Consider the following 25,632-nt stretch of genomic DNA (forward strand, 5'->3'; position numbering starts at 1 on the left):
CGGGTACGCGTGCCACTCGGTTGCGCCCACCGCCCGGGGACGCGCGCCACTCGGTTGCGCCCACCGCCCGGGGACGCGTGCCACTCGGTTGCGCCCACCGCCCGGGGACGCGCGCCACTCGGTTGCGCCCACCGCTCGGGTACGCGTGCCGCTTGATCGCGCCCACCGCCCGGGTGGGCCGACCACTTGGGTTACCGATGAGTAATAACCCGTGTTAGCTTCCTGTCATGTCACGTCGATCGATGTCGCCGCGTGGACTGCGCCGCGCGATGAACTGGTGGCCGCCCTATCTCTTCGCCGGAGTGCGGGTGGTCCATCTCGCGGAGGACTGGAGCAGCGCCCGCGTCAGGCTGCGGCTGCACCGCTTCAACTCCAACTACGTGGGGACCCATTTCGGCGGCTCACTGTTCTCGATGAGCGACCCGTTCTGGATGCTGCTGGTGATGCAACGGCTCGGCCGGGACTACATCGTCTGGGACAAGGCCGGCGAGATCGACTTCGTCTCGCCCGGCCGAGGTGATGTGTTCGCCGACTTCAAGCTCACCGAGGAGCGGCTCGAGGAGATCCGCGAGGCCACGGCGGACGGCGGCAAGGCCCTGCCGTGGTTCGAGAACCAGGTGGTCGCCGCGGACGGTACGGTCGTAGCACGCGTGCGGAAACAGCTGTATGTGCGCCGGAAGCACCATGACGGGCAGCGCGGGCCGGGGCCGGGGAGGACCGACCCGGCGGCGGCCACCGGACAGCGGACGAAGGGCTGAGACGAGATGACCGGACCCCGTACCCAGGACGAACGCGACGCGCTCACCATCGAGATAGTGTTCGCCCTGGTCACGGCCGGTCTGCTGGCAGCCGTGCTCTATGTCGCGGTCGCGAGCCCCGCCCTCTTCGGCGACCTGGGCCGGGCCCAGGAGCGAGCCTGGCAGGGTGCCGCCTTCGCGGTCGCCACCGTCGGATTCGCCGTCCGCCTGGTGCGGGCGCTGTGGCTCTTCTCCCGGCAGCGGCGCTGATGCCCCAGGGCCGAGGCCAGAGCCAGGACCCGCGGCCGGCCCGGTGGCAGTGCGCCGGGGCGCGCTGGGGCCGCGGCGGGCCCTCGCTGGTCTGGCGCCATCCGGCCCAGGGGGAACGGCTCTCCCCACTGACACCGGACCGCCCGCTCTCGTTCACCACCGGCCCCCGGCGCGCGTGCGTCGGCGTCCGCAGGGGCGCCCGGCACACCCCGTGCCCGGCCGGGGCCGAGGTCCCGGCCTCCGCCGTATCGGCCCAGTGCCCGGACTGCGCCCGGCTGGACCGCTCGTACTCCGTGGCCGCCGACACCCGTACGGACGATCCGCGCCCTTACGACGTCTATCTCGCCTGGTTCGGCCCGGAGCTGATCAAGGTCGGGATCACCGCGGCCGAGCGGGAGGGGGCACGGCTGCTGGAGCAGGCCGCGCTCTCCTATTGCCTGCTGGGCCGAGGACCGCTGATGGCCGCGCGCCGCGCGGAGGCCGTGCTGGGCGCCGCGCTCGGTGTCCCGGACCGCTTCCCCTACGCCGCCAAGCGCACCGCCCGCGAGGCCCCGCCGCCCCCGGAGCGGCGGGCCGCCGACCTCGCCGCGCTCCACCAGCGGGCGCGCGGCCTGGGCGGCGGTCTGCCGGAGTCGCTGACCTTGGCCCCGTTCGAGCCGGTGCACCATGACGTGGCGTTCCAGCTGGACCGGGTGCGCCCCGCGCCGGGGCTGATCCGGCTCGTCCCCGAGGCCACCGTGGCCGGTCGTATCGACGCCGTGGCGGGCCCGGACATCCATCTGACCTCGGCGGACGGCCGTGCCCTGCTGCTGGACACCCGGCAGCTGGCGGGGTGGCCGCTGGCGGCGGCCGCGGTGGACGCCCCGACGACGGCGCCGGTGGCGCGGCGGGAACGGGAAGCGGAGGCCCCGGAGGGGCTGTTCTGAGCGGAGGGGTCGATCTGAGGGGGGCGGCCCGCGCCGGACGGAGGCCCGCGCGGAGCGAGGACCCCATGCGGGGCGAGGGGCCCGCGCCGTACGGAAGCCCGTGCGGGGCGAGGGGCCCGCGCCGTACGGAAGCCCGTGCGGGGCGAGGGGCCCGTGCCGGACGGAAGCCCGTGCGGAGCGAGAGGCCCGTGCCGGACGAGGAGCCCGTGGCACAAAACCCGGAGCACACGGCCCGGACCACGAAACTCGGACCCCGGCCCCTCGCTCAGCCGAGCCAGCCCGGCCGGACCAGGCCCGACTCGTACGCGAGCACGACGAGTTGGGCGCGGTCCCGGGCGTCCAGCTTGACCATCGTCCGGCTCACATGGGTCTTGGCGGTGAGCGGGCTGACCACGAGCCGCCGGGCGATCTCCTGGTTCGACAGCCCCATGCCGACCAGGGCCATCACCTCCCGCTCCCGCTCGGTCAACTCCGCCAGCGCCGCCGCGGGCGCGGGCTCCCTGGACCGGGCCGCGAACTCGGCGATGAGACGGCGGGTCACCCCGGGCGACAGCAGCGCGTCGCCGCCGACGACCGCGCGCACCGCCCGCAGCAGCTCATCCGGTTCGGTGTCCTTGACCAGGAAGCCGGAGGCGCCGGAGCGGATCGCCTCGAAGACGTACTCATCGAGTTCGAAGGTGGTCAGCATGACCACCTTGACCTCGCCGAGGGCCGGGTCCCCGGTGATCCCGCGGGTGGCGGCGAGGCCGTCGAGCACCGGCATGCGGATGTCCATGAGCACGACATCGGGGCGCCGCTCCCGTACGAGCGCCAGCGCCTGCTCCCCGTCGGCCGCCTCGCCGACCACCTCGATATCCGGCTGCGCCGCCAGCAGGGCGCGGAAACCGGCGCGCACGAGAAGCTGGTCGTCGGCGAGCGCGACCCGGATCACGGTCTCGGGCCCGTCCTCATCCCTCACGGGGTCTCCATCCCTCACGGGGTCTCCATCCCTCACGGGGTCTCCATCCCTCACGGGGTCTCCATCCCTCACGGGGTCTCCATCCCTCATGGGGTCTCCATCCCACCCTTGAACGGAATCCTGGCCCGGACGCGGAAGCCGCCGTCCGGGCGCGGGCCCGCCTCCACCGTGCCGCCGAGCGCGGCGGCCCGCTCGCGCATGCCGACCAGGCCGTTGCCGCCGCCCGTCGCCCCGTCCCCGGTCGCGGGGCCGTCGTCGTCCACCCGCAGCTCCAACTCACCGGGGGCGTAGCGCAGCAGCACATGGGCGTTCCGGGAGCCGGAGTGGCGGACGATGTTGGTCAGGGCTTCCTGCACGATACGGAACGCCGCGAGATCGGCGCCCGGCGGCAGGGCCCTCCGTACGCCCTCCACCTCCACCCGCACCGCGAGCCCCGCGTCCGCCGCCTGCCCGGTCAGCTCCGTCAGCCGGTCCAGGCCGGGCGCGGGTGAGCGGGGCGCGGCGTCGGGCGCTCCGGAGCCGGAGGTCCGCAGGGTGTCGAGGACCTGGCGGACCTCGCCCAGCGCCTCCTTGCTGGCCGCCTTGATGGTGGTCAGCGCGGTGCGGGCCTGCTCGGGGTCCTGGTCGAGGAGGGCGAGCCCGACACCCGCCTGAACGTTGATGACCGAGATGCTGTGGGCGAGGACGTCATGCAGTTCGCGGGCGATCCGCAGCCGCTCCTCGTCCGCCCGGCGCCGCGCCGCCGCCTCCCGTTCGGCCCGTTCCCGGGCCCACTGCTCACGCCGTACGCGAACGAGTTCGGACGCGGCCACGATCGCCGTCGCCCAGGCGGTGACCGCCAGTTCCTGCCCCCATCCGACGGGCCCGTCATCGCCCGGCGGCAGCCAGCGGTAGAGCCAGTGGCCGATGAGCAGATGGCTCCCCCACAGCAGCCCGATCGCGCTCCACGCGGCGATCCGCCGCCCGGCCGCGATGGCCGCCACACAGGCGACGACGACGCTGAGGAAGACGGGCCCGTACGGATATCCGGCGGCGAGGTAGACGGCGGTCACCACCGCCGTGCCGACCACGACCGTCCCGGGACGGCGGTGGCGCATGAGCAGCAGCGCGGGTCCGGCGAGCAGCAGCACGGCGCTCCCGGCTCCTAGGTCCACCCGGGCGGGCTGATCATGAGCGGCGAATCCGGTGCCCACCATCTGGATGACGGCGATGGCGACCGAGGAGCGCCAGGGCAGCGCCGAACGCGATGGATCGAAGGGCGCTCCGCGCCGCCATCCGCCCGGCCGCCGCCCCGGGCCGTGCTCCCCCGTGAATCCGTGCATACGGGCAACGCTAAACCGGCCGGGCGGCGCGGGCGTCCCCCCTGCGCGGTGGCTGCGCCTACTCCCGACGGAGTACGCCTGCCCGCGCCCTGCCGGGCGGATCCCGGGACAGGGCCGAGCCCGGCTCCCCACCGCGGCGCGGCGGCCGTGGGGAGGGCCCAGCCGTGGGGAGGGCCTAGCCGTGAGGAGGGCCCAGCCGTGGGGAGGGCTCAAACGCGCGCAGCGACGAGCCGGCCGAGCGCGCACACGGGCAGCGGGTCGCCCGGCATGCCCGCCGGGGCCCTCGCGCCGCCCGCCCCCGGCAGCGCCGCCTCTCCCCGTACGGGCGGCATGGGCGTCACGGGCCCGCGAAGATCAGCCCAACACGGCCGAGGCCGAACCCTAGCCCCGGTCCATCGCCCCCAGGGCGCGGCGGGCGGCCGGGTGGGTGCGGACGAGGTCGCCCAGCGTGGTCGTACCGCGGGTGATCTTCGTGAAGGCGCGCCACGCCGGGCGGAAGCCGGTGAGCGCCGCGTGGAACATCCCGGGGCGGCGGGCGAAGATCGTGTGCAGTCGGCGGCCGACGCCCATCTCCACACCCAGCCCCGCCTTGATCGCGAAGGCGTAGTTCAGGGCCTGGCGGCGGGCGTCCACCGCGTCGTGGGCCTCGGCGACGCGCACCGCCCACTCCCCCGCGAGCCGGCCCGAGCGCAGCGCGTAGGAGATGCCCTCGCGGGTCCAGGGCTCCAGCAGTCCGGCCGCGTCGCCGCACACCAGGACCCGGCCGCGCGACAGCGGCGAGTCGTCGGCGCGGCAGCGGGTCAGATGGCCGGAGGAGATGCTCGGCTCGAATCCGGCGAGGCCGAGCCGGGCGATGAAGTCCTCCAGATAGCGCTTGGTCCCGGCGCCCTCGCCGCGCGCCGAGATGACGCCGACGGTAAGGGTGTCGCCCTTGGGGAAGACCCAGCCGTAACTCCCCGGCATCGGGCCCCAGTCGATGAGCACCCGGCCCGCCCAGTCCTCCGCGACGGTCTCCGGAACGGGGATCTCCGCCTCCAGGCCGAGGTCCACCTGGTCCAGCTTCACTCCGACATGCGCGCCTATGCGGCTCGCGCTGCCGTCGGCGCCGACCACGGCCCGAGCCAGCACCGTCTCACCGTCGGAGAGCACCACGGCGACCGTGCGCCGGTCGGGCACGGCCGGGCCGTGCTGCTCGACGCGGGAGACCGCGACGCCCGTACGGACCTCGGCGCCCGCGTCCTTGGCCGCGTCGACCAGGGCCGCGTCGAACTCCGGCCGGTTGATCAGCCCGAAGAGCGCGTGCTTGGAGCGGCGGGTGCGGGACAGCTTGCCGTTCAGCGAGAAGGTCACCGCGTGCACCCGCTCCCGCAGCGGCAGTTCGAAACCCGGCGGAAGGGCGTCCCGCGAGGGGCCGATGATGCCACCGCCGCAGGTCTTGTAGCGCGGCAGTTCGGCCTTCTCCAACAACAGCACCCGGCGTCCGGCGCAGGCGGCGGCATGGGCCGCGGAGGCACCCGCGGGGCCCGCGCCCACCACGACGACGTCCCATACCGTCTCATTGTCCGGGGCTGCGTTGTCGCTGCTCACGTGTGGATCCGCTCCCAATCGACCGACCTGATGCGCCTACCCGGCATCCTACGGCTCCCCGCCGGATGACCCCGCTGTGGGATGATCGGCCACGCGGCATCAAGTCGTACATACGTGCCCATCGCCGCGCATCCCGCCCCCGAGCCCGTCGCACCCCAGGAGGGTCCCCCCATGGAGAAGGCGCCTCTCGCCGCCACCGTCGCCGCCCTGCAGCCGCGTGCCAGGGCCGAACTGGCCGAGCTGGTGGCCTTCAGGTCGGTGGCGGACCCGGCGCAGTTCCCGCCCGGCGAATGCGAGGCGGCCGCCCGGTGGGTCGCCGACGCGCTGCGCGCCGAGGGGTTCGAGGACGTGGCGCTGCTGGACACGCCCGACGGCACCCAGTCCGTGTACGGCTTCCTGCCCGGTCCGGCCGGTGCCCCGACCGTGCTGCTCTACGCGCACTACGACGTGCAGCCCCCGCTGGACGAGGACGCCTGGCACACCCCGCCCTTCGAGCTGACCGAGCGCGACGGCCGCTGGTACGGGCGGGGCGCCGCGGACTGCAAGGGCGGCGTGATCATGCATCTCACCGCGCTGCGTGCGCTCAAGGCGAACGGCGGGGTCCCGGTCAACGTCAAGGTGATCGTGGAAGGTTCGGAGGAGCAGGGCACGGGCGGTCTGGAGCGCTACGCCGAGGCCCATCCGGAGCTGCTGACCGCCGACACCATCGTGATCGGCGACGCGGGCAACTTCCGGGTCGGGCTGCCGACGGTCACGGCCACACTGCGCGGGATGACCATGCTGCGGGTCTCGGTGGAGACCCTGGAGGGCAATCTGCACTCCGGCCAGTTCGGCGGGGCGGCCCCGGACGCGCTCGCCGCGCTGATCCGCGTCCTGGACTCGCTGCGCGCCGAGGACGGCTCGACCACGGTCAAGGGCCTCGACGCGGACGCGGCGTGGGACGGGCTGCAGTATCCGGACGAGGAGTTCCGCAAGGACGCCAAGGTGCTCGACGGGGTCGGGCTGATCGGCTCCGGTACGGTCGCCGACCGCATCTGGGCGCGCCCGGCGGTCACCGTGCTCGGCATCGACTGCCCGCCGGTGGTCGGCGCCACCCCGTCCGTCCAGGCGGGCGCGCGGGCGCTGATCAGCCTGCGGGTGCCGCCGGGCGTGGACGCGGCCGAGGCCAACCGGCTGCTGGCCGAGCACCTCCGGTCCTCGGTGCCGTGGGGCGCGCGGCTTTCGGTTGAGCAGATCGGCCAGGGCCAGCCGTTCCAAGCGGACACCACGAGCCCGGCGTACGCCGCGATGCGGGACGCGATGCGCCTGGCGTACGACGGCCAGGAGATGGCGATCGCCGGGCAGGGCGGCTCGATCCCGCTGTGCAACACGCTGGCCTCGCTCTACCCGGAGGCGGAGATCCTGCTGATCGGGCTGAGCGAGCCGGAGGCGCAGATCCACGCGGTCAACGAGAGCGTCTCGCCCGAGGAGTTGGAGAAGCTCTCGCTCACCGAGGCGCTGTTCCTGGGGATGTACGCGGCGAGCAAGAGCTGAGCCCCCTCCCTCTCGCAGACGGTCGGCGGGCGGTCCCCCGGACCGGGCCGCCGTGATCAGCCCGTGGGGACGCCCGCTTCGAGATACAGCGGGCGGCCCTGCTCACGGGCGCGGAGCGCCCAGCGCAGCCGGCTCAGCCGCACCGGTGGCAGCAGCGCCGCGGCCTCGCTCTCGGTGACGAAGCGCCAGCCGCGCAGTTCGGAGCCGGGCAGCAGCACCTCCCGGGCGGCCGCGCTGGAGAGCTTGCCGCCGTCGAAGAGCAGCCGCAGGCCCCCGTAGCCGGGCGGCTGGGGGCGTTCCCAGTCGGCCACCAGCAGCCGCAGCGGTTCGTCCAGCCGTACCCCCAGCTCCTCGGTGACCTCGCGCACCCCGGCGCACATCGGGGGTTCGCCCGGCTCGACGACGCCGCCGGGGAATTCCCAGCCGGGCTTGTAGGTGGGGTCGACGAGCAGCACCCGGTCCTCCTCGTCGAAGAGCAGGACCCCGGCGGCCAGCGTCTCCGCCCTCGGCTCCGGGGTCTGCACGATGTCGCAGATCCCGGCGCCCTCGCGGACCGCGTCGGCGATGTGCTGGGCGGTCTGGCGCGGGGTGAGCCCGGTGGTGTCGACGACATGGGCATCGGTGGTCAGCCAGGTCAGGGCCGCCTGGTAGGGCGCGAGATGGGCCAGGCACCACCGGCGTACGGACTCGCTCGCGTCCGCGTCCCCGGGTATCGCCTCGCGTTCGGCTATGCGCTCGCGAAGGATCGTTTCATCGGTGTGCAGCAGAACATGCCGTACGGGGATGCGGCGGGCCGCGAAGCCGCCGAAGATCTCATCCCGGTACTCCTGTCTGAGGACCGTCATCGGGACCACGAGCGGGCCGCCGACCTCCGAGATCAGCGCCGCTCCGGTGTCCACGACCAGCCGGCGCCAGGAGGGCAGATCCTGGTAGTCGGACACCTGCTCGAGACGTTTCCGCGGGAGCATCATCCGCAGACCGTTACCGACCAGCTCCGGGTCGTAAAACGTGCTGCCGGGCATGAAGTCCACCAATTCGCGGGCCGTGGAGGTCTTACCCGCACCGAACGCACCGTTCAGCCAGACGATCACATTTCCCCCTATTCCATCGCCTCCTGACAGTTGCCCGCATCACCCTGCCATGGAAACGCGCGAAGACGACCGAGTGACGGATCGCGTCGCTCCGGACGGGTTGGGCACGGGACGCGGGGCGGGGCGGCGGAGCACGGTCGGGGATCGTGTGGCCCTTGTGCCACAGGGGTCACCATGGCCAGGTGAGCCACGGTGACCCCTGTCGTATCAGCCCCGTGCCGGTGCCGTGTCAGCCCTTGCTGGCGCCGAGGGTGAGACCGGCGATGAAGTGGCGCTGCAACAGCAGGAAGACCAGCACCGTGGGAAGCGCCACGATCACCGAGCCCGCCGCGAGCAGGTTGTAGTCGGTGAAGAACTGGCCGCGCAGATTGTTGAGCGCGGAGGTGATGGGCAGCTTGTCGCCGTCGGAGATAAAGACGAGCGCCCACAGGAAGTCGTTGTACATCCAGGTGAATTGCAGGGTGGCGAGCGCGGCCAGCGCGGGCCGGCACAGCGGAAGCGTGATGTTCCAGTACTGCGTCCAGACCCCCGCCCCGTCCACCCGCGCCGCCTCCACGATCTCATCGGGAATCGTGCGCATGAAGTTGGCGAGGACGAAGACGCAGAATCCCACCTGGAAGGCGACCTGAACGGAGAGCACGGCCCAGTAGGAGTCGTACATCGTCATCGAGTCCGACATCCAATAGGGCAGATTGATCTTGGTGAAGAGCACATAGAGCGGGGTGACGATGACCTGCTGCGGCAGCAGATTGCCCGCCGTGAACACCATCAGCAGCACCAGCCCGCCGCGTATCCTCAGCCGGGTCACGCAGAAGGCGACGAACGAGGCGAGAAACAGCGTCAGCAGCACGCCGGGCACCGCGATGATGAGCGAGTTGACGAAGTACTTGCCCATCCCGGAGTCGTTGAACGCCTTGGCGTAGTAGTCGAACGACAGATGGCGCGGCAGCGAGAAATAGCCGTATTTCGCGGTTTCCTCGTACGGCCGCAGCGAGGCGTAGACGGCGAGCAGCAGCGGGGCGAGGAAGGCGAGCGACACGACCATCAGAAAGGCGTGCAGCCCGAGCCGGCCACGGGTCACCCGGCGCTTGCCGGTGCCGGTCGCCGGGGTCACGGTCCGCACGGGGGCGGGCGGAGTGGTGACTGTCATCCCTTCTTCCCCCCTCGCAGTTCCTGGACCAGATAGGTCACGATGAATCCCAGGGACACGGTCAGCAGGACGACGGCGATCGCGGAGCCGAATCCGATTCGGCTGGCCTCGCCGATGATGTTGTCGGTGACCAGCACCGAAAGCAGTTCGAGCCCGTTACGGCCATGATTGATGGCGTAGACGATGTCGAAGGCGCGCAATGCCTCGATCACCGTGATGACACCGACGATGATATTGACCGGGCGCAGAGTGGGCAGCACCACCCGGAAGAAGGTCTGGGTCTCACTGGCGCCGTCGATCGCGGCCGCTTCCTTGAGCGAGGGATCGACGGATTTCAGCCCGGCCAGATAGAGGATCATCACATACCCGGTGTGCCGCCAGGCGGCCGCCAGCAGCACCATCCAGATATTGAGGTCCGGGTCCCCGAGCCAGTCCACCGGGTCGTTCTTGTTGGCGAGGATCGCGTTCAGCGCACCCTGGTCACGGGAGAAGACGAGTTGCGCGATGAAGCCGACGATGGCGAGGGAGAGCACCACCGGCATATAGAGGGTGGACTGGTAGAAGCGGCTGAACCGGACACCCTTGTCCAGCAGTACGGCCAGCAGCAGTCCGAAGGGCGTCGCGACCAAGCCGAGAAAGGCCACCCAGAGCAGATTGTTGCGGACCGCGGGCCAGAACGGCGGATAGTCGGTGAAGAGAGTCTTGTAGTTGTCGATGCCCACCCAGTGGATATCGCCGATGCCGTCCCAACTGGTGAAGGACAGGCCGATGGAGGCGAGGGTCGGGCCCCAGATCAGGGCCAGGTCGAGCAGGACGGGTATGCCCAGCAGCACGCCGATGACGGCGAGGTCGCGGGAGGTGAATCGCCGCGGACCCCGCCGTTTGGCACGCCGCGCGTTCATGAGCGGCACGGCGCGAATCTCCTAGTCGCTGGCGAAGATGGTCTTCTTCTGGGACTCGATGTCCTTGGTGAGGGAGTCGATGTCGTTCGGCTTGTTGATGAACTGCTGAATGGCCCGGATCATCACCTGGGACGCGAAGTCCGGCCGGGTGTCGCGGTCCATGAACTGCGATATCTGCTTGGCGTTCGAGACGAGGTCGGCGGCCTTCTTCTGCAGCGCGTTGTACGAGGAGGTGGACGCCTTGTCGTTGACCGCGATGTTGTTCGGGTCCCGCTTCAGGTAGATCTCCTCGGCGGCGGGGGTGGCGAGGTACTTCATCAGCTCCTTGCCCTCCTTCTGCCGCTTGGACTTCTTCGCCAGCAGAAAGCCGTCGATCGGCGCCTCAACCGCGTCCTGGCCGTAGGCGGAGTCGATCTCGGGGAAGGGGAAGAAGTCCAGATCCTCGCGGTCGGCGGCGGAGAACTGCTGCCCGGGGTGGGGCAGTCCGAAGACCGCCATACCGGACTTCTTCTGCGCCAGGCTCTGGGCGGCCTCCTGCCAGGTCCGCCCGTTGGCACCCTTCTGGTGATACGGCATCAGTCCGCGCCACAGGTCGAAGACATGCCGGACCTTGGGATCGGTCCAGGACTCCTTGCCGCCCATGAGGGAGACATGGAAGTCGTAGCCGTTGGCCCGCATATTGAGATAGTCGAAGGTCCCCATGGCGGGCCAGCCGTCCTTGTCGCCGAAGGCGATGGCGTCGAGGCCGTCCTTGTCCATCCGCTTGGCGAGCGCGCGGAACTCGTCGAAGGTCTTCGGGATCTCGTAGCCGCGCTGGGCGAAGACGCTCTTCCGGTAGAAGACCGCCCAGGGGTAGTAGTAGTACGGCACCAGGTACTGCTTGCCGTCCTTGCCCGTGGACTGCGCCTTGAGCGCGTCCGAGAAGCCGTCGAAGCCCTTCCAGAGGTCGCTGATCTCGGCGAGCTGCCCCTGTTCGGCGAAGAACTGCATGCGGTACCCGGCGAACCACATGAAGACGTCGTCGGGGGTGCCCTTCAGATAGCGGTTGATGCCCTCCTGGAAGGCCTCGTGATTGACGGTGTTGACCTTGACCTTCTTGTCCGACTTCTTCTCGTACGCGTCGAACACCTCGGCGAACGCCTTACGGGGCACGGCGTCGGAGGCATTGGAGCCGATCTTCACTTCGTTGCCCGGACCACCGCAGGCGGTCAGCAGCATCGGAAGGGCGACCGCGCCGGCCCCGGCCGCGGTGCCTCGTAGTAGCGCACGGCGGGAGATCGGATGTCCTGACGATGACGGTGCCATGTGCCCCTCCACAGAGGTTCAATCAAACACAACCGAACGCGAGTGAGGGGATCTCACCCGGCGACCAGGCGAATCGTCAAGGGTTTTGACGAGGTATCGAACAACTGTTATCGCATCTCTTCCAACAGACTCCAACAGGGTCTACCGTAAACGCTCGCATGTGACGCAGCCATGACACTGCGTCACCCCCGTTGAGAACGGAGGACCCGCATGGTGCGCCACCGCTGTTTTCGACCCGCGAAGCGAAGAGTCATCGGAGCAATGAGCGCCGGCCTGCTGGCCACGGTCGGCCTGGCCCTCCCGGCCGTCGCCCAGCCGGCGCAGCCCGCCGAGGTCACCCCATCGGCCTCCGCCCGGAATGCCGCGCCCGGTGACGGGCTCGCCCTCACCCCTCCGATGGGCTTCAACAACTGGAACTCCACCCACTGCCGCGCGGAGTTCAACGAGGCGATGGTCAAGGGCATCGCCGACATCTTCGTGGCCAAGGGACTGAAGGACGCCGGATACCAGTACGTCAACCTCGACGACTGCTGGGCGCTGCCGCAGCGCGATGCCAACGGCAAGCTGGTCCCGGATCCCGTCCGCTTCCCGAACGGCATCAAGGCCGTCGCCGACTACGTCCACTCCAAGGGACTGAAGATCGGCATCTACACCAGCGCGGGCACCAAGACCTGCAACAGCGCCGGCTTCCCCGGGGGGCTCGGCCATGAGATGTCCGACGCCCAGCAGTTCGCCGACTGGGGCATCGACTACCTCAAGTACGACAACTGCAATAACCAGGGTGTCGACGCCAAGCAGCGCTACCGCACCATGCGCGACGCCCTGAAGGCCGCGACCGAGACCACCGGCCGTCCCATCGTCTACAGCATCTGCGAATGGGGCGAGAACAAGCCCTGGGAGTGGGCGGGGGAAGTCGGCCAGCTGTGGCGGACCACGGGCGACATCAGCGACAGCTGGGGCAGCATGCTGTCGATCGCCAAGCAGAACCTGCCGCTCACGAAGTACGCCGGACCCGGCCACTGGAACGACCCCGACATGCTGGAGGTCGGCAACGGCGGGATGACGGCCACCGAGTACCGCAGCCACTTCTCGCTGTGGTCGATCATGGCCGCGCCGCTGCTGATCGGTACCGATCTGCGCAAGGCCAACGCCGAGACTTACGAGATCCTCGGCAATCATGAGGTGATCGGCGTCGATCAGGACCCGTTGGGCAAGCAGGGCACCGTGGTCTCCTCCGAGGGCGGGCGCTGGGTCATCGCCAAGGAGATGGCGGACGGCAGCCGCGCCGTGGCGCTGTTCAACGAGACCGACCGGCCGCAGCACATCGCCACCACGGCGACCGGGGTCGGACTGCCCCGGGCGACCGCGTACCGGCTGCGCGACCTGTGGGCGCACAAGGACTACAACACCGCCGGAGCCATTTCGGCCACCGTCCCGGCCCATGGCACCGTGCTCTACCGGGCCTCGGCCGACACCCGCTGGGCCTCCTACCCGCCCGCCGCCGAACTCGGCCTCGACGGCACGGCGCTGACCGAGGCCGGGGCCACGGCCCAGGTCGACACCACCCTCACCGACCTCGGCCGCACCCCGGCCCAGCAGGTCTCGGTGCGGCTCACCGGCCCCGACGGCTGGCGGATCAAGGCCACCTCCCCGACCCGGGCCGCCTCGCTGCCCAGCGGCTCGAAACTGGCCACGCGCTGGCAGGTGACCGCGCCCACCGGGGCCGCATCCGGTGCGTACGACCTGACGGTCAGCGCCGACTACCGCTCACCGGGCGGCGACAAGGCGGCCGCGCGGCTGGTCTCGGCCGTCCATGTGGTGGTCGCGCCGCCCTCCGGCAGCTCGTACGCGAGCGATCTGCCCTGGCTGAGCGCGCTCAACGGCTGGGGCCCGGTGGAGAAGAACACCAGCGTCGGCGAGAACGACGCGGGGGACGGCCATCCGCTCACCATCGGCGGCACCACGTACGACAAGGGCCTGGGCGTGCACGCGCCCAGCGAGGTCACGTACTACACCGGAGGCCGGTGCTCGCGGTTCACCGCGCAGGTCGGCGTGGACGACGAGGAGGGCACCGCCGGGACGGTCGGCTTCGAGGTCTGGGCGGACGACACCAAGGTGGCGTCGTCGAAGACGCTGACCAACGCCGATCCGGCCACCGCCCTCGACGCCGCCATCGGCGGGGCCAAGACGGTCCGGCTCGTCGTCACCGACGGCGGGGACGGGATCACCAGCGACCACGGGGACTGGGCCGACGCGGCCTTCACCTGCTGAGCCCTCGTTCGGACCGCTCCACTCGGCTGAGGATCAACCGACGAGATCCGCCGACGAGATCCACCGATGAGATCCACCGATGAGGTCCGCCCCTTCTCGCGGCCGTCCCGGGCTCAGCACTCGGGCAGCCCGGGAAGGGGCGCGTCATTGTCGCCGCCCTTGACGTGGCCGACGCTCACATAGCCATCCCGATGGCCGTTGTCGTCGCCGGGCCGACTTGGCCGCCGTTGCCGCCGCCCGCGGTGGGCGAGGCCGTGTCATCCGGCTCCGCGCCGCCCTGCCCGGCCTGGCGCTCGCCTTACCGCCGCCCAGGCCGGCGGTCCTCCCCGGGCCCGCCGGCTCGCTCGGCGGATCCTTCGCCGGGGCGGGCTCAGTCGCCGGTGGGACGTGTGCCCGCCGCCGGGCCGAACCCCTCCAGCCGCGCGTCCTGCGCCGCCGCCGCGGCCGCGCCCACCACGCCCGCGTCGGTGCCCATCTGCGCCGGGACGACCTCCAGCCCCTGGACGAACGACAGGGTCGCGTAGTCGCGCAGGGCGCGCCGCAGGGGCGCGAACAGCACGTCCCCGGCGCCCGCCACCCCGCCGCCGACGACCGCCACCTCGATCTCGACGAGCGCGGCGGTCGCGGCGATCCCGGCGGCCAGGGCCTGGGCGGCCCGTTCGAAGGAGGCCCGCGCGACGGGGTCTCCGGCCCGCGCCGAGGCGGCGACGGCCTCGGCGCTGGTGTCGCCGTCCGGCCCCGGGCGCCAGCCGCCGTCCAGGGCGCGGCGGGCGATGTTGGGGCCGCTGGCGATCCGCTCCACGCAGCCGCGTCCGCCACACGGGCACGGGTCGCCGTTCAGCTCCACGCTGATGTGACCGATGTGCCCGGCGTTTCCGGTGGGGCCCGGGTGCAGCCTGCCGCCCAGGACCAGCCCGCCGCCCACGCCGGTGGAGACCACCATGCACAGGGCGCTCTTACGGCCGCGCGCCGCGCCCTGCCAGTGTTCGGCGGCCGTCATCGCCGGCCCGTCGCCGACCAGCGAGAGCGGCAGTGCGCCGGTGGTCTCCCGGACCCCGGCGACCAGCGGGAAGTCACGCCAGCCGGGGATGTTGACGGGGCTGACGGTGCCCACGGAGGCGTCCACCGGGCCCGCGCTGCCGATGCCGACGGCGGCGACCCGCGACCAGTGCGCGGTGGCCGCGAGCTCCTCGAGCACGGCGGTGACCTGGCGCATCACGGTGGCGCCGGCCTCCTGGGCGCGGGTGGCGCGGCGGGCCCGTGCGACCAGCTTTCCGCTCCCGTCCACCAGAGCGCCCGCGATCTTGGTCCCGCCGATGTCCAGTGCGGCGATGAGGTCACGTGGCATAGGTGTCGACTCTCCTGGTGGGCATGCTGGTGGGCATGGGCGTGTTCGGTGTGCGGCAATAGTCTTCCCGGCGCTGACAACGTTGTCCAGGGGCTATGCTCATCACTCCTTTCCCCACGACGACCAGCGACGGGACGAGCGCACTGTGACCGACACCGCCCCGGGCACCGCCAGCCGCACCCCCACACGCCGTTATGGCACCCGACCCACTATGAAGGACGTCGCCGCGCGGGCCGGGGTCGGCCTCAAGACCGTCTCGAGAGTGGTCAACGGCGAGCCGGGCGTCACCCCCGACACCGAGCGCCGCGTCCAGGAGGCCATCACCGCGCTCGGCTTCCGCCGCAACGACAGCGCCCGCATCCTGCGCAAGGGCCGTACAGCGAGCATCGGACTGGTCCTGGAGGATCTGGCCGACCCTTTCTACGGTCCGCTGAGCCGTGCCGTCGAGGAGGTCGCCCGGGCCCATGGCGCGCTGCTGATCAACGGGTCCAGCGCGGAGGACCCCGAGCGCGAGCAGGAGCTGGTGCTCGCGCTGTGCGCACGCCGGGTCGACGGCCTCGTCATCATCCCGGCCGGCCATGACCACCGCTATCTGGCCCCCGAGATGGCGGCCGGGGTCGCCACCGTTTTCGTCGACCGGCCCGCGGGGCGCATCGACGCCGACGCCGTGCTCGCCGACAGCTTCGGCGGTTCCCGCGACGCCGTCGCCCATCTGATCGCCCACGGCCACCGCCGGATCGGCTTCATCGGCGACCTGCCGGGCATCCACACCGCCGCCGAGCGGCTGCGCGGCTATCACGCGGCGATGAGCGAGGCCGGGCTGCCGGTCCATGACGCCTGGGTCTCGCTCGGCCCCACCGATCCGGAGCGGGTCCGGACCGCGGCCACCGCGATGCTGGACGCCGCCGAGCCGGTCACCGCGCTCTTCGCGGGCAACAACCGGGTCACCGTCACGGTCGTACGGGTCCTGGCCGAGCGCCCGCCCGCCGCGCCGGTGGCCCTCATCGGCTTCGACGACTTCGAACTCGCCGATCTGCTCTCCCCCGGGATCACCGTCATAGCCCAGGACTCGGCCCAGCTCGGCCGCACCGCCGCCGATCTGCTCTTCCGCCGCCTCGACGGCGCGGGCGGGGACCCCCGGCGGCTCGTCCTGCCGACCCGGCTGATCCCGCGCGGCTCGGGCGAGCTGCCCCCGCCCGCGACACCCTGAGCGCCCCCGCCCGCGACACCCTGAGCCGCCCTCTCCCGGACGTCCGATCGCCCCTCCCCCATCGGGGCGCTTTCCCCGAACGCCTGAACGGCCCCGCTCCGGTTGCCTCGGTCTCCCACCGCCCCGAGGGTGGAGGCGGAGGGCCCGGGGCCCGTCCGACGGAACGAGGGAGACGCGATGAGCGGGCGCCGAACGCGGACGATCTGCGCGGTGAGCCTCATGGCCGTGCTGGCGCCGGCCGCCGTCGGCTGTTCGCACGACGGGGGCACCCCGTCGTCCGAGGTGTCCCGGGCCTCCGCCGCCGTCGCGTCCGCGAAGGCGTCGGCGCAGGCCGAGCTGGACAAGATCAAGGGCGGCTCCCAGGCCAAGCGCGAGGTGAAGGTCGGCCGGGTGAGCCGCGACGGCGCGGGACGGGCCGTGGCACGGCTGACCGTGACCAATGGGAGCAAGCACCCGGCCGGCTACGCCATCGAGGTCAACTTCCGCAACGCGAGCGGGGACTTGGTGGACGCCGTCTTCCTGCGACTGTCCAAGGTGCCCCCGAACCAGCCCACTCCGGCCACCGCCCGCAGCCACCGCAAGCTCACCGGCCACATCACGGCGAACGTGGGCACGGCGGTGCGGTACTGACCCGTACCGACCGGCACCGGCCACCGCGACCCGAGCCCCTCGACCACCTCCGCCTCGACCGCCGCACCCGCTGTCTCCGGGACGGTGGCCACTTCCGCCTCGAAACCGGCTGGACGAGGTGGCCCCCATCGTGCGGAAGTTCCCCGGCGCCCACGCGGGCGCACGCCGAACCACGCACCCACCCCGCCCCTGCCGGTCGGTTCCACGACCTCTCAGGCGGCGAGCACCTTCGCCTTGGCGCGCTCGTACTCCTCGGGCGTGAGGTCGCCGTGGTTCTTGAGCTCCACGAGGTGCTCGAGCTCCTCCGCGCGGCCCGTGGTGGCGGTCGTCCGGACGAACTCCCGGAAGTCCGCCTCCGCCTTCTCCGCCCGCCGCATCTCACGCATGCCCATCCCACGGCCCCGTGCCACCAGGTACACGAAGACGCCGAGGAAGGGCAGCACCAGGACGAAGACGGTCCAGCCCGCCTTGGCCCATCCGTTCAGCGAGTCGTCGCGGAAGAGATCGGCGAACACGCGGAACAGCAGGAACAGCCACAGGATCCACAGAAAGACCCACATCGTGGTCAGGAAAATATTCAGCAGTGGATAGTCCATCGTCTGCCTCCCGTCGGACACGCCCGGCGGGACCCCAGGGCCCCACCAGGGCCCACATCTTCAGCTTACGGCGGCCCCCGGTCGGCGCAGCAGCGGATGCCACCAGGGCGAGCGGTGCGTACCAATGGGAAGGCGGGGCGTCACCACGCGGCGGAGGCCGGAAGGGCGGGTGGCCATGGATCTCCAGATTCTTCCCCTGGCCGTCACGATGATGGCGGGGCCGCAGATCGTGGCCGCCGTCGTCCTCGTGACCAGCGCGCGGCCGGTGCGGGTGGGCCTGGCGTTTGTGCTGGGGGTGGCGATCGCCACGGCGCTGGGAGTTGCCATCGCACGGGGGATCTTCGCACTGCTGGGGCAGGCGTTCGCGCCGGGCCGCCCGTCCGATCGGGAGGTGGCGGCGGTCGTCGTCCAGCTGGTGCTGGTGGGGCTGCTGGCGCTGGTCGCGGTGAAGAACGTGGTGCGGCGGCGGACGGTCGAGCCGCCGAAGTGGCTGGGCTCGCTGATGGAAGCCGGTCCCCGTAAGGCGTTCACGACCGGCTTTCTGATCATCCTGCTCATGCCGTCCGACATCGCGGTCATGCTGACCGTGGGGGCGAATCTGGTCCAGCATGACGTGGGGTGGACGGCGGCGCTGCCGTTCATCGCCGCCACCGTGCTGATCGCGGCACTGCCGCTGCTGGTCTACCTCCTGCTCGGCAAGCGGGCGCAGCGCGCGATGCCCCGGCTCCGGGAATGGCTCACCACCCACAGCTGGGTGGTCAACGTCGCCGCGTGCCTGATCTTCATCGTGCTCATCCTGGCCCCCTGACGGTCTCCGGGCGGCCCCCGGCTGACGGCGTGTGGCCGGGCCCCGCGAAACCCCGACCCGGCTTCAGCCGCCCCGGCCGTGTGCGCCCGTGCGGCCCGTGGCGGCCAGGAGCGCGATCACCGCGAGGGCGGCCAGCAGGATCAGCACCAGGAAGAGCACCGTCAGCACGGTGGGGTGGTTCCACAGGGCGAACACCGCGACCGGCACCAGCAGGGCCGTCGTGGTCAGTCCCCGCCGGTGGTCGGCGGTCCAGGTGCCGGCCCGGCCGGTGCGCATCCCGTGGGCCGCGCCCCAGCGGGCCGCGCCGTCGGCGAGGACCTCGGCCCGGCCCCGTACGGTGCTCGGCAGCCGCCCCGGCCCTGCCAGATAGGCGCCGAGCGCGACCACGAGGCCGAGCACCAGCACGGTGAGCACGGTGACCCGCAGGAAGCGCACCACCGTGTCGAAGAGGGCCGAGGCGGCCGCCCGGGACAGCACGCTCGTCGGCACATGGTCGAGGTAGTAGCGGCGGCCCACCGCGAGGGCCAGCGCCAGGGCGAGGGAGGCGAGCGCGGTGCCCAGGGCCGCGCGGGCGAGGGCCCGGCGGCTCCGGTGGGCGAGCAGCACTCCGGTGCCGCCGAGGGTCACCGTCAGCGCGGGCAGCCAGTTCCCGGCCAGGTCGAGCAGGCGCGCAGACCGTCGAAAAGTGTCGAGCCGGTCGGAGTGGAAGAGGACCAGCCGCTGGTGGATGTCGGGGATGCCGGTCACCGCGGGGAGCCCGGCGTCCACCAGTTGCTGTCTGACCCGCTCCACGGCGGCGCCGACGTTGAGGGTGACGGTGTGGCCCTCGACGCCGACCGGCCCGCCGCCCTTGCCGGTGAGGGCGCTCACGACGGCGGTGTGGGCGGCCCGGTTGGCGCCGGTCCACACGGCGGGGAACTGCTCGCTGCGCACGATGTGGGCGGCGACCTTCCGCACCGCCTGGTCCAGGGCCGAGTCGAGCTGCGGGGCCAGCCCCTCGATGGTGTCGGCGGCCCGCTCCGGGAGGCCGTGGGCGCGCAGCCAGGAGGCGATGTCGGCGGTGATCTCATGGCTGTTGTGGCGGATGTCGACGGCCTGGCTGACCTGTTCCACGGCGGTGTCCTGGATCGCCGGGTCCTTCGCGAGCGGGGCGACGGTCGCCACATAGCGGTCGGTGTCCAGGACGATGTCGTGGACCCACACCGTCAGCACGGACACCGGTACGAGGAGGCAACCGAGCAGGATCAGCAGGGCCGACACGGCGCTTCTGGCCATGACACCCATCTCCCGCCCTCACCGGCGGGGTCGCACCCCGGGTGACACGTGCGGGTGAGCGGATGTGGCCAAGCGGATCAGCGGTCCCGGCGGGACGGGCCGATCTGTGGACTCCCGCGGATCCGGTGTTCCGGGGTCAGGAGGCGGCCGGGGCGGCGCGGCCCGCCAGCGCGTCGAGTTCGGCGCGGCCGAGCCCGGTCAGCCGCTCGACCTCGGCGCCGTCGAGGGCCCCGCAGTCCAGCCCGCGCACCAAGTGGCCGCTGAGCGCCTTCGCGGTGGCCGGTTCGTCGGCGATGCCGGTGGATCCGGCCGTACGGTCCACATACGCGGCGAGCCGTTCCGCCGCCGCCTCCAGGCCCTCGCGGTAGAACGCGTAGACGGCGGCGTAGCGGGTCGGGAGGTGGCCGGGGTGCATGTCCCAGCCCTGGTAGTACGCATGCGCCAACGACCGCCGGACCAGGCGGTGGTGGAGCCGCCAGGCCTCGTGGACCCGCTCGGTCGGGCCGACCGGCAGCACGTTGGTGGAACCGTCGGAGAGCCGTACGCCGGTGCCCGCGGCGGCGACCTGCATCACGGCCTTGGCGTGGTCGGCCACGGGATGGTCCATGGACTGATACGCGGCGCCGACCCCACAGGATGCGCTGTAGTCGAAGGTGCCGTAGTGCAGTCCGGTGGCCCGTCCCCCGGCGGCGTCGATCATCCGGGCGACGGTGGCGCGGCCGTCCGGGCCGAGGATGGCCTGGGTGGTCTCGATCTGGATCTCGAAGCCGATGCGTCCAGGGGCGAGCCCGTGCGCCCTCTCGAACTCCTCGCACAGCCGGGCCATCGCGGTGACCTGCTCGGCGTAGGTCACCTTGGGCAGGGTGAGCACCAGGCCGTCCGGCAGCCCTCCGGCCGCCATCAGCCCGGTGAGGAAGATGTCGAGGGTGCGGATGCCGCGGTCGCGCACGGCGGCCTCCAGGCACTTCATGCGGATGCCGATATAGGGCGGCGCGGTGCCCTCGGCGCGGGCGGCCGCGACGAGCGAGGCGGCGTGAGCGGCCGCGGCGTCCTCCTCGGCGTCGGGGCGGGGACCGTAGCCGTCCTCGAAGTCGATCCGCAGATCCTCCACGGGCTCGCGCTCGAGCTTGGCCCGCACCCGGGTGTGGACGGACTCGGCGAGTTCGCCGGGGAGGCCGAGGACGGCGGCGAAGGCGGCGGCGTCGGGGGCGTGCCGGTCGAGGGCCGCCAGCGCCTGGTCGCCCCAGTCGCGCACCGTACCGGCGGTGAGGAGGTCGGCGGGGACGTAGACGGTGTGGACGGGCTGACGGGTGCCCGGGTCGCCGGGGTAGCGGCGGGCCAGCTCGGCGTCGACGGCGGCGAGGGAGTCGGCGATGGTCGTCCGTACCGCGCCGGGCAGGCTGGTCCGCACCGTCTCCCCGTGAGGCTCCATGTCCGTTCGCCACCCTTCCCGTCATTTCCGCCTTACGGAAACAATGATCCGTGCAGTGAAGTTAGCCAGCCATGGAACGGCGGGTCAACACCCTCCCGGCAGCCGCGAGGCCCCGCACGCGCATCGCGTACGGGGCCTCGCGGAGGTCCGGCGGGTGTCAGCCCTTGCGGGTCTTGACCTCCTCGGTCAGCTGCGGGACGACCTCGAAGAGGTCGCCGACCACGCCGTAGTCGACCAGGTCGAAGATCGGGGCCTCGGCGTCCTTGTTGACGGCCACGATGGTCTTCGAGGTCTGCATACCGGCGCGGTGCTGGATCGCGCCCGAGATGCCCGCCGCGATGTAGAGCTGCGGCGAGACGGTCTTGCCGGTCTGGCCCACCTGGTTGGTGTGCGGGTACCAGCCCGCGTCCACCGCGGCGCGCGAGGCGCCGACGGCCGCGCCGAGGGAGTCGGCCAGGGCCTCCACGACGGGGAAGTTCTCCGCGCCGCCCACACCACGGCCGCCGGAGACCACGATCGCGGCCTCGGTCAGCTCCGGGCGCCCGGTCGACTCACGCGGCGTGCGCGAGACGACCTTCGTGCCGGTGGCCTTGTCGGAGAAGGACACCTCGAGTGCCTCGACCTCGCCCGCGGCCGGGGCGGCCTCCACGGCGGCCGAGTTCGGCTTCACGGTGATCACCGGAGTGCCCTTGCTGACCCGGGACTTGGTGGTGAAGGCGGCGGCGAACACCGACTGCGTGGCCACCGGACCCTCGTCACCGGCCTCCAGGTCCACGACGTCGGTGATGATGCCCGAGCCGATGCGGACCGCGAGCCGGGCCGCGATCTCCTTGCCCTCCGCGGAGGACGGGAACAGTACGGCGGACGGCGACACGGCCTCGTACGCGGCCTGGACCGCGTCCACCTTCGGGACGACGAGGTAGTCGGCGAACTCGGGCGCGTCGGCGGTCAGCACCTTCACGGCACCGTGCTCGGCGAGGGTGGACGCGGTGTTCTCGGCACCGGAGCCGAGGGAGACGGCGACCGGCTCGCCGATGCGGCGGGCCAGGGTCAGCAGCTCGAGGGTGGGCTTGCGGACGGCACCGTCCACGTGGTCGACGTAGACAAGGACTTCAGCCATGGGAATCGCTCTCCTGCGAAATGCGAAAGATCTGGGACGGGCGGCGGGAACCGGTCAGATGAACTTCTGACCCGCGAGGCAGCATCAGATGAATTTGCGCTCCGCGAGAAAGGCGGCGAGCTGCTTGCCGCCCTCGCCCTCGTCCTTGACGATCGTGCCCGCGGTGCGGGCCGGACGCTCGGTGGCGCCGTCCACGGCGGTCCAGGCGCCCTCGAGACCGACCTCGTCCGACTCGATCTCCAGGTCCTCCAGGTCCCAGGACTCCACCGGCTTCTTCTTCGCCGCCATGATGCCCTTGAACGACGGGTAGCGGGCCTCACCGGACTGGTCGGTCACCGACACCACCGCCGGAAGCCGCGCCTCCAGCCGCTCGGTCGCGGTGTCCCCGTCACGGCGCCCCTTCACGGTGCCGTCCTCGACCGACACCTCCGACAGCAGCGACACCTGCGGCACGCCGAGGCGCTCCGACAGCATCGCCGGAAGCACGCCCATGGTGCCGTCGGTGGAGGCCATCCCGCAGACCACCAGGTCGTAGCCGGTCTTCTCGATGGCCTTGGCCAGCACCAGCGAGGTGCCCAGCGCGTCGGTGCCGTGCAGATCGTCGTCCTCGACGTGCACGGCCTTGTCCGCGCCCATCGACAGCGCCTTGCGCAGCGCGTCCTTGGCGTCCTCCGGGCCGACGGTCAGGACGGTGATCTCGGCGTCATCGGCCTCGTCGGCGATCTGCAGGGCCTGCTCGACCGCGTACTCGTCCAGCTCCGAGAGCAGGCCGTCCACGTCGTCGCGATCGACGGTCAGGTCTTCGGCGAAGTGCCGGTCGCCGGTGGCGTCGGGCACGTACTTAACACAGACAACGATCCTCAAGCTCACGCCGGCTCTCCTACTGCATCGTCTCTACCGAGCTGCCTTGTTGCTGGCAGCATAGGCGCCTTCGGGGGCGGGACCCGGGCGGTACCGCGGGCGGTTTCCTGCCGGGCGGCCCATGCACCGCAGCAAAATATTACTCGTCAGTACACCCAGCTCATTCCCCGTACGCAACCCGCTTGAACTGTGACCTTGCCAACGGCGTTGATCAATACGAGGTGTACATGCCAATCGGAGCGGCGCGGGCCGGCCGCGTAGCGCTCGGCGGCTCAGTCGCGGAGCGCGTTGAAGCGCCCCTGGTGGTACAGCAACGGACGGCCGGTCCCGGCCGCGCTACCCGTGGTGACCTCGCCGATCAGCACCCGGTGGTCCCCGGCTGGTATCCGGGCCACCACCCGGCACAGCAGCCACGCCAGCACCCCGTCGAGCACCGGCACGCCCTCCGGCCCCGAGCGCCAGCCGGTGGCCGGTCCGAAGCGGTCGGCACCGCTGCGCGCGAAGGTCGCGGCCAGCTCCCGCTGGTGCTCGCCCAGAATGTGGACACCGACGTACTCGGCCTCGGAGAGCACGGGCCAGCTCGAGGAGCCGGTGCCCACGCCGAAGGAGAGCAGCGGCGGCTCGGCGGCCACGGAGGCGAGGGAGGTGGCGGTGAAGCCGACCGGGCGGGTGCCCTGGGCGGTGATCACGGCGACGCCGGAGGCGTGCCGGCGGAAGACGGAGCGGAAGAGGTCGGACGTCGTCAGCGGGGACGTGCCGAGGTCGTGCGTCGCCGTCATGGAGTTGCCCTTCTGCGGGAGGTACGGGCGGGGGGGGTCGCGCTTGTCCTCGTTCGCTCACCCGCCCGGACACCGTGCGCCGGCGGTCCGCATCAGGTCCACGTGCACACGTCCGTAAAGAAGGAGTCCAGGCCGCATGCCGTTCACCCTGACCACGCGGGGTGCGGACCGTCAAGTGGGGCCGGGGCGCGGAGGCTCACACGGCATCACCCAGAGCGGCGATGACATCGGCCCGGCGCGGCGGCCCGGAGGCCCGCCGTACGACCCGCCCGGCCGCGTCGAGCACCAGCACGGTGGGGGTACGGGCGATGTCCAGCGCCCTGACGAGCTCCAGCCGGGACTCGGCGTCGATCTCGATATGCGCCACCCCGTCCACCATCGCGGCCACCTCGGACAGCGTCCGCCGGGTGGCCCGGCAGGGCTGGCAGAAGGCGCTGGAGAACTGGACCAGCGTCGCCCGCTCCCCCAGCTCCGCGCCCAGCTCGGCGGCGCCCAGCCGCCGGCTTCCGTCGCCGTCTCGCACCTGTCTCCTCCCGGTCGGGCCTCCCTGGTGCAGCGTCCTGGGCGGCCCGGGGATTCCCCGGCGGCCACCCGACGTGATGAGGATCTCGCGACCGGGCCGTGCCGCGCGGTAGCACAAAGGGACGACATCGGGCACCATCTGCCAGAAGCCGGATACCTACGGCCGCGTAACTTCCGCCGGGAGAACCCTCCCCAGGCATACGACGAAGGGTCCTCAATGGCAGAGCTCGTCTACCCGCCGGTGATCGGGGTGGCCCGCACCATGTTCAAGGCGCTCGATCTGCGCTTCGACATCAAGGGCACCGAGAATGTCCCGCGGACGGGTGGCGCGGTTCTGGTGAGCAACCACATCGGCTATCTCGACTTCGTCTTCTGCGGGCTGACCGCCCGTCCGGCCAAGCGGCTGGTGCGGTTCATGGCCAAGGAGTCGGTCTTCCGGCACAAGGTCTCCGGGCCGCTGATGCGCGCGATGAAGCACATTCCGGTGGACCGGGCGGCGGGCATGGACGCGTACAAGCACGCCCTGCGGGCGCTGCGCTCCGGCGAGATCATCGGCGTCTTCCCGGAGGCGACGATCTCGCGGTCCTTCACCCTCAAGAACTTCAAGTCGGGCGCGGCCCGGCTGGCGCAGGAGGCGGGCGTCCCGCTGCTGCCCATGGCGCTGTGGGGCACGCAGCGGCTGTGGACCAAGGGCCAGAAGCGGGCGCTGGGCCGCCATCACTACCCGATCACGATGCGGGTGGGCGAGCCGATGGAGGCCGACCCGACCGAGCCCTCGGACACCCTGACCGAGCGGCTGCGCGGCCGGGTGCAGGAGCTGCTGGAGGCGGCGCAGCGGGCGTATCCGGTGCGGCCCAAGGGCCCGGACGACACCTGGTGGGTCCCGGCCCACCTGGGCGGCACCGCTCCCACCCCGGCCGAGGCGCTGGCCCTGGACCGGGGCCGCTAGGACGGAAGACCGCGGGGCGGGCCGTGCGGCCCGCCCGAACACTCGGCGGA

At 71.8% G+C, this 25,632-nt stretch carries 25 protein-coding genes; 9 read left to right on the forward strand and 16 right to left on the reverse strand.

Annotated elements, in window-relative coordinates; genetic code table 11:
* The first annotated feature begins 227 nt into the window (after window positions 1-227).
* Genes NP777_RS07075 through NP777_RS07085 form a run of 3 tightly spaced genes read left to right on the forward strand, consistent with a single transcriptional unit; the run spans window position 228 to window position 1,933 of the window.
* Window positions 228-758: a DUF4442 domain-containing protein gene (locus NP777_RS07075; RefSeq protein ID WP_256649189.1), complete on the forward strand. Its 531-nt coding sequence runs from the start codon at window positions 228-230 to the stop codon at window positions 756-758.
* A gap of 6 nt (window positions 759-764) precedes the next feature.
* Window positions 765-1,007, forward strand: coding sequence for a DUF6332 family protein (locus NP777_RS07080; protein WP_256649190.1), 243 nt, complete (start codon window positions 765-767; stop codon window positions 1,005-1,007).
* Window positions 1,007-1,933 (forward strand): DUF2797 domain-containing protein, encoded by a 927-nt coding sequence (locus tag NP777_RS07085; protein WP_256649191.1) that lies wholly within the window; start codon window positions 1,007-1,009, stop codon window positions 1,931-1,933. The genes NP777_RS07080 and NP777_RS07085 overlap by 1 nt, the downstream gene beginning before the upstream one ends.
* A gap of 265 nt (window positions 1,934-2,198) precedes the next feature.
* On the opposite strand, the gene NP777_RS07090 is transcribed toward NP777_RS07085, so the two are convergent.
* The 3 genes from NP777_RS07090 to NP777_RS07100 all read right to left on the reverse strand — a co-directional run bounded on the left by NP777_RS07090 (window position 2,199) and on the right by NP777_RS07100 (window position 5,800).
* Window positions 2,199-2,864: a response regulator transcription factor gene (locus NP777_RS07090; protein WP_256649494.1), complete on the reverse strand. Its 666-nt coding sequence runs from the start codon at window positions 2,862-2,864 to the stop codon at window positions 2,199-2,201.
* 113 nt (window positions 2,865-2,977) lie between these two features.
* A complete protein-coding gene (locus tag NP777_RS07095; RefSeq protein ID WP_256649192.1) occupies window positions 2,978-4,213 on the reverse strand; it encodes a sensor histidine kinase in 1,236 nt (411 codons plus the stop codon).
* 381 nt (window positions 4,214-4,594) lie between these two features.
* Window positions 4,595-5,800 carry a geranylgeranyl reductase family protein gene (locus NP777_RS07100; protein ID WP_256649193.1) on the reverse strand — a complete coding sequence of 402 codons (1,206 nt, stop codon included), beginning with the start codon at window positions 5,798-5,800 and terminating at the stop codon, window positions 4,595-4,597.
* 171 nt (window positions 5,801-5,971) lie between these two features.
* Between NP777_RS07100 and NP777_RS07105 the strand changes: the two genes are divergently transcribed.
* Entirely contained in the window at window positions 5,972-7,333 is a 1,362-nt protein-coding gene (locus NP777_RS07105; RefSeq protein ID WP_256649194.1) for a dipeptidase, read from the forward strand.
* Between the two features lie 56 nt (window positions 7,334-7,389).
* On the opposite strand, the gene NP777_RS07110 is transcribed toward NP777_RS07105, so the two are convergent.
* From NP777_RS07110 to NP777_RS07125, 4 genes are all read right to left on the reverse strand, one after another.
* The gene (locus tag NP777_RS07110; protein WP_256649195.1) at window positions 7,390-8,424 is read right to left on the reverse strand and encodes an NUDIX hydrolase; all 1,035 of its coding nucleotides are present in this window, start codon (window positions 8,422-8,424) and stop codon (window positions 7,390-7,392) included.
* Between the two features lie 229 nt (window positions 8,425-8,653).
* The gene (locus NP777_RS07115) at window positions 8,654-9,574 is read right to left on the reverse strand and encodes a carbohydrate ABC transporter permease (RefSeq protein ID WP_256649196.1); all 921 of its coding nucleotides are present in this window, start codon (window positions 9,572-9,574) and stop codon (window positions 8,654-8,656) included.
* Window positions 9,571-10,485: a carbohydrate ABC transporter permease gene (locus NP777_RS07120; RefSeq protein WP_256649197.1), complete on the reverse strand. Its 915-nt coding sequence runs from the start codon at window positions 10,483-10,485 to the stop codon at window positions 9,571-9,573. The genes NP777_RS07115 and NP777_RS07120 overlap by 4 nt, the downstream gene beginning before the upstream one ends.
* A gap of 12 nt (window positions 10,486-10,497) precedes the next feature.
* On the reverse strand, window positions 10,498-11,781 hold the full coding sequence (locus NP777_RS07125; RefSeq protein WP_256649198.1) for an ABC transporter substrate-binding protein: 1,284 nt from the start codon (window positions 11,779-11,781) through the stop codon (window positions 10,498-10,500).
* Between the two features lie 261 nt (window positions 11,782-12,042).
* On the opposite strand from NP777_RS07125, the gene NP777_RS07130 reads away from it, so the two are divergent.
* Complete coding sequence (locus NP777_RS07130) at window positions 12,043-14,052, forward strand: NPCBM/NEW2 domain-containing protein (protein WP_256649199.1); 2,010 nt, start codon at window positions 12,043-12,045, stop codon at window positions 14,050-14,052.
* A gap of 370 nt (window positions 14,053-14,422) precedes the next feature.
* Here the strand turns inward: NP777_RS07130 and NP777_RS07135 are convergent, their stop codons facing one another.
* Window positions 14,423-15,400, reverse strand: a complete 978-nt coding sequence (locus NP777_RS07135; RefSeq protein WP_256649200.1) for an ROK family protein — start codon at window positions 15,398-15,400, stop codon at window positions 14,423-14,425.
* Between the two features lie 145 nt (window positions 15,401-15,545).
* Between NP777_RS07135 and NP777_RS07140 the strand changes: the two genes are divergently transcribed.
* The gene (locus NP777_RS07140) at window positions 15,546-16,610 is read left to right on the forward strand and encodes a LacI family DNA-binding transcriptional regulator (protein WP_256649201.1); all 1,065 of its coding nucleotides are present in this window, start codon (window positions 15,546-15,548) and stop codon (window positions 16,608-16,610) included.
* Between the two features lie 177 nt (window positions 16,611-16,787).
* Window positions 16,788-17,240, forward strand: a complete 453-nt coding sequence (locus NP777_RS07145; protein WP_256649202.1) for a hypothetical protein — start codon at window positions 16,788-16,790, stop codon at window positions 17,238-17,240.
* Between the two features lie 212 nt (window positions 17,241-17,452).
* Here NP777_RS07145 and NP777_RS07150 read toward each other — a convergent pair whose 3' ends face one another.
* The gene (locus tag NP777_RS07150) at window positions 17,453-17,836 is read right to left on the reverse strand and encodes an SHOCT domain-containing protein (RefSeq protein ID WP_256649203.1); all 384 of its coding nucleotides are present in this window, start codon (window positions 17,834-17,836) and stop codon (window positions 17,453-17,455) included.
* A gap of 175 nt (window positions 17,837-18,011) precedes the next feature.
* Between NP777_RS07150 and NP777_RS07155 the strand changes: the two genes are divergently transcribed.
* Complete coding sequence (locus tag NP777_RS07155) at window positions 18,012-18,644, forward strand: GAP family protein (RefSeq protein WP_256649204.1); 633 nt, start codon at window positions 18,012-18,014, stop codon at window positions 18,642-18,644.
* Window positions 18,645-18,707: 63 nt separating this feature from the next.
* On the opposite strand, the gene NP777_RS07160 is transcribed toward NP777_RS07155, so the two are convergent.
* From NP777_RS07160 to NP777_RS07185, 7 genes are all read right to left on the reverse strand, one after another.
* Window positions 18,708-19,919: a hypothetical protein gene (locus tag NP777_RS07160; protein WP_256649205.1), complete on the reverse strand. Its 1,212-nt coding sequence runs from the start codon at window positions 19,917-19,919 to the stop codon at window positions 18,708-18,710.
* Between the two features lie 136 nt (window positions 19,920-20,055).
* Window positions 20,056-21,351 carry a DUF6986 family protein gene (locus tag NP777_RS07165; protein ID WP_256649206.1) on the reverse strand — a complete coding sequence of 432 codons (1,296 nt, stop codon included), beginning with the start codon at window positions 21,349-21,351 and terminating at the stop codon, window positions 20,056-20,058.
* 157 nt (window positions 21,352-21,508) lie between these two features.
* Entirely contained in the window at window positions 21,509-22,471 is a 963-nt protein-coding gene (locus tag NP777_RS07170; RefSeq protein WP_256649207.1) for an electron transfer flavoprotein subunit alpha/FixB family protein, read from the reverse strand.
* An 84-nt stretch (window positions 22,472-22,555) separates the two neighbouring features.
* A complete protein-coding gene (locus tag NP777_RS07175; protein WP_256649208.1) occupies window positions 22,556-23,341 on the reverse strand; it encodes an electron transfer flavoprotein subunit beta/FixA family protein in 786 nt (261 codons plus the stop codon).
* 263 nt (window positions 23,342-23,604) lie between these two features.
* Complete coding sequence (locus NP777_RS07180) at window positions 23,605-24,111, reverse strand: flavin reductase family protein (RefSeq protein WP_256649209.1); 507 nt, start codon at window positions 24,109-24,111, stop codon at window positions 23,605-23,607.
* A 57-nt stretch (window positions 24,112-24,168) separates the two neighbouring features.
* Entirely contained in the window at window positions 24,169-24,249 is an 81-nt protein-coding gene (locus NP777_RS48455) for a putative leader peptide (RefSeq protein WP_346768659.1), read from the reverse strand.
* 58 nt (window positions 24,250-24,307) lie between these two features.
* On the reverse strand, window positions 24,308-24,667 hold the full coding sequence (locus NP777_RS07185; RefSeq protein ID WP_199334534.1) for a TlpA family protein disulfide reductase: 360 nt from the start codon (window positions 24,665-24,667) through the stop codon (window positions 24,308-24,310).
* Window positions 24,668-24,850: 183 nt separating this feature from the next.
* On the opposite strand from NP777_RS07185, the gene NP777_RS07190 reads away from it, so the two are divergent.
* Window positions 24,851-25,582, forward strand: a complete 732-nt coding sequence (locus NP777_RS07190; RefSeq protein ID WP_256649210.1) for a lysophospholipid acyltransferase family protein — start codon at window positions 24,851-24,853, stop codon at window positions 25,580-25,582.
* Window positions 25,583-25,632 lie beyond the last annotated feature (50 nt).

This window comes from Streptomyces rugosispiralis, assembly GCF_024505145.1.
Taxonomy (GTDB): Bacteria; Actinomycetota; Actinomycetes; order Streptomycetales; family Streptomycetaceae; genus Streptomyces; species Streptomyces rugosispiralis.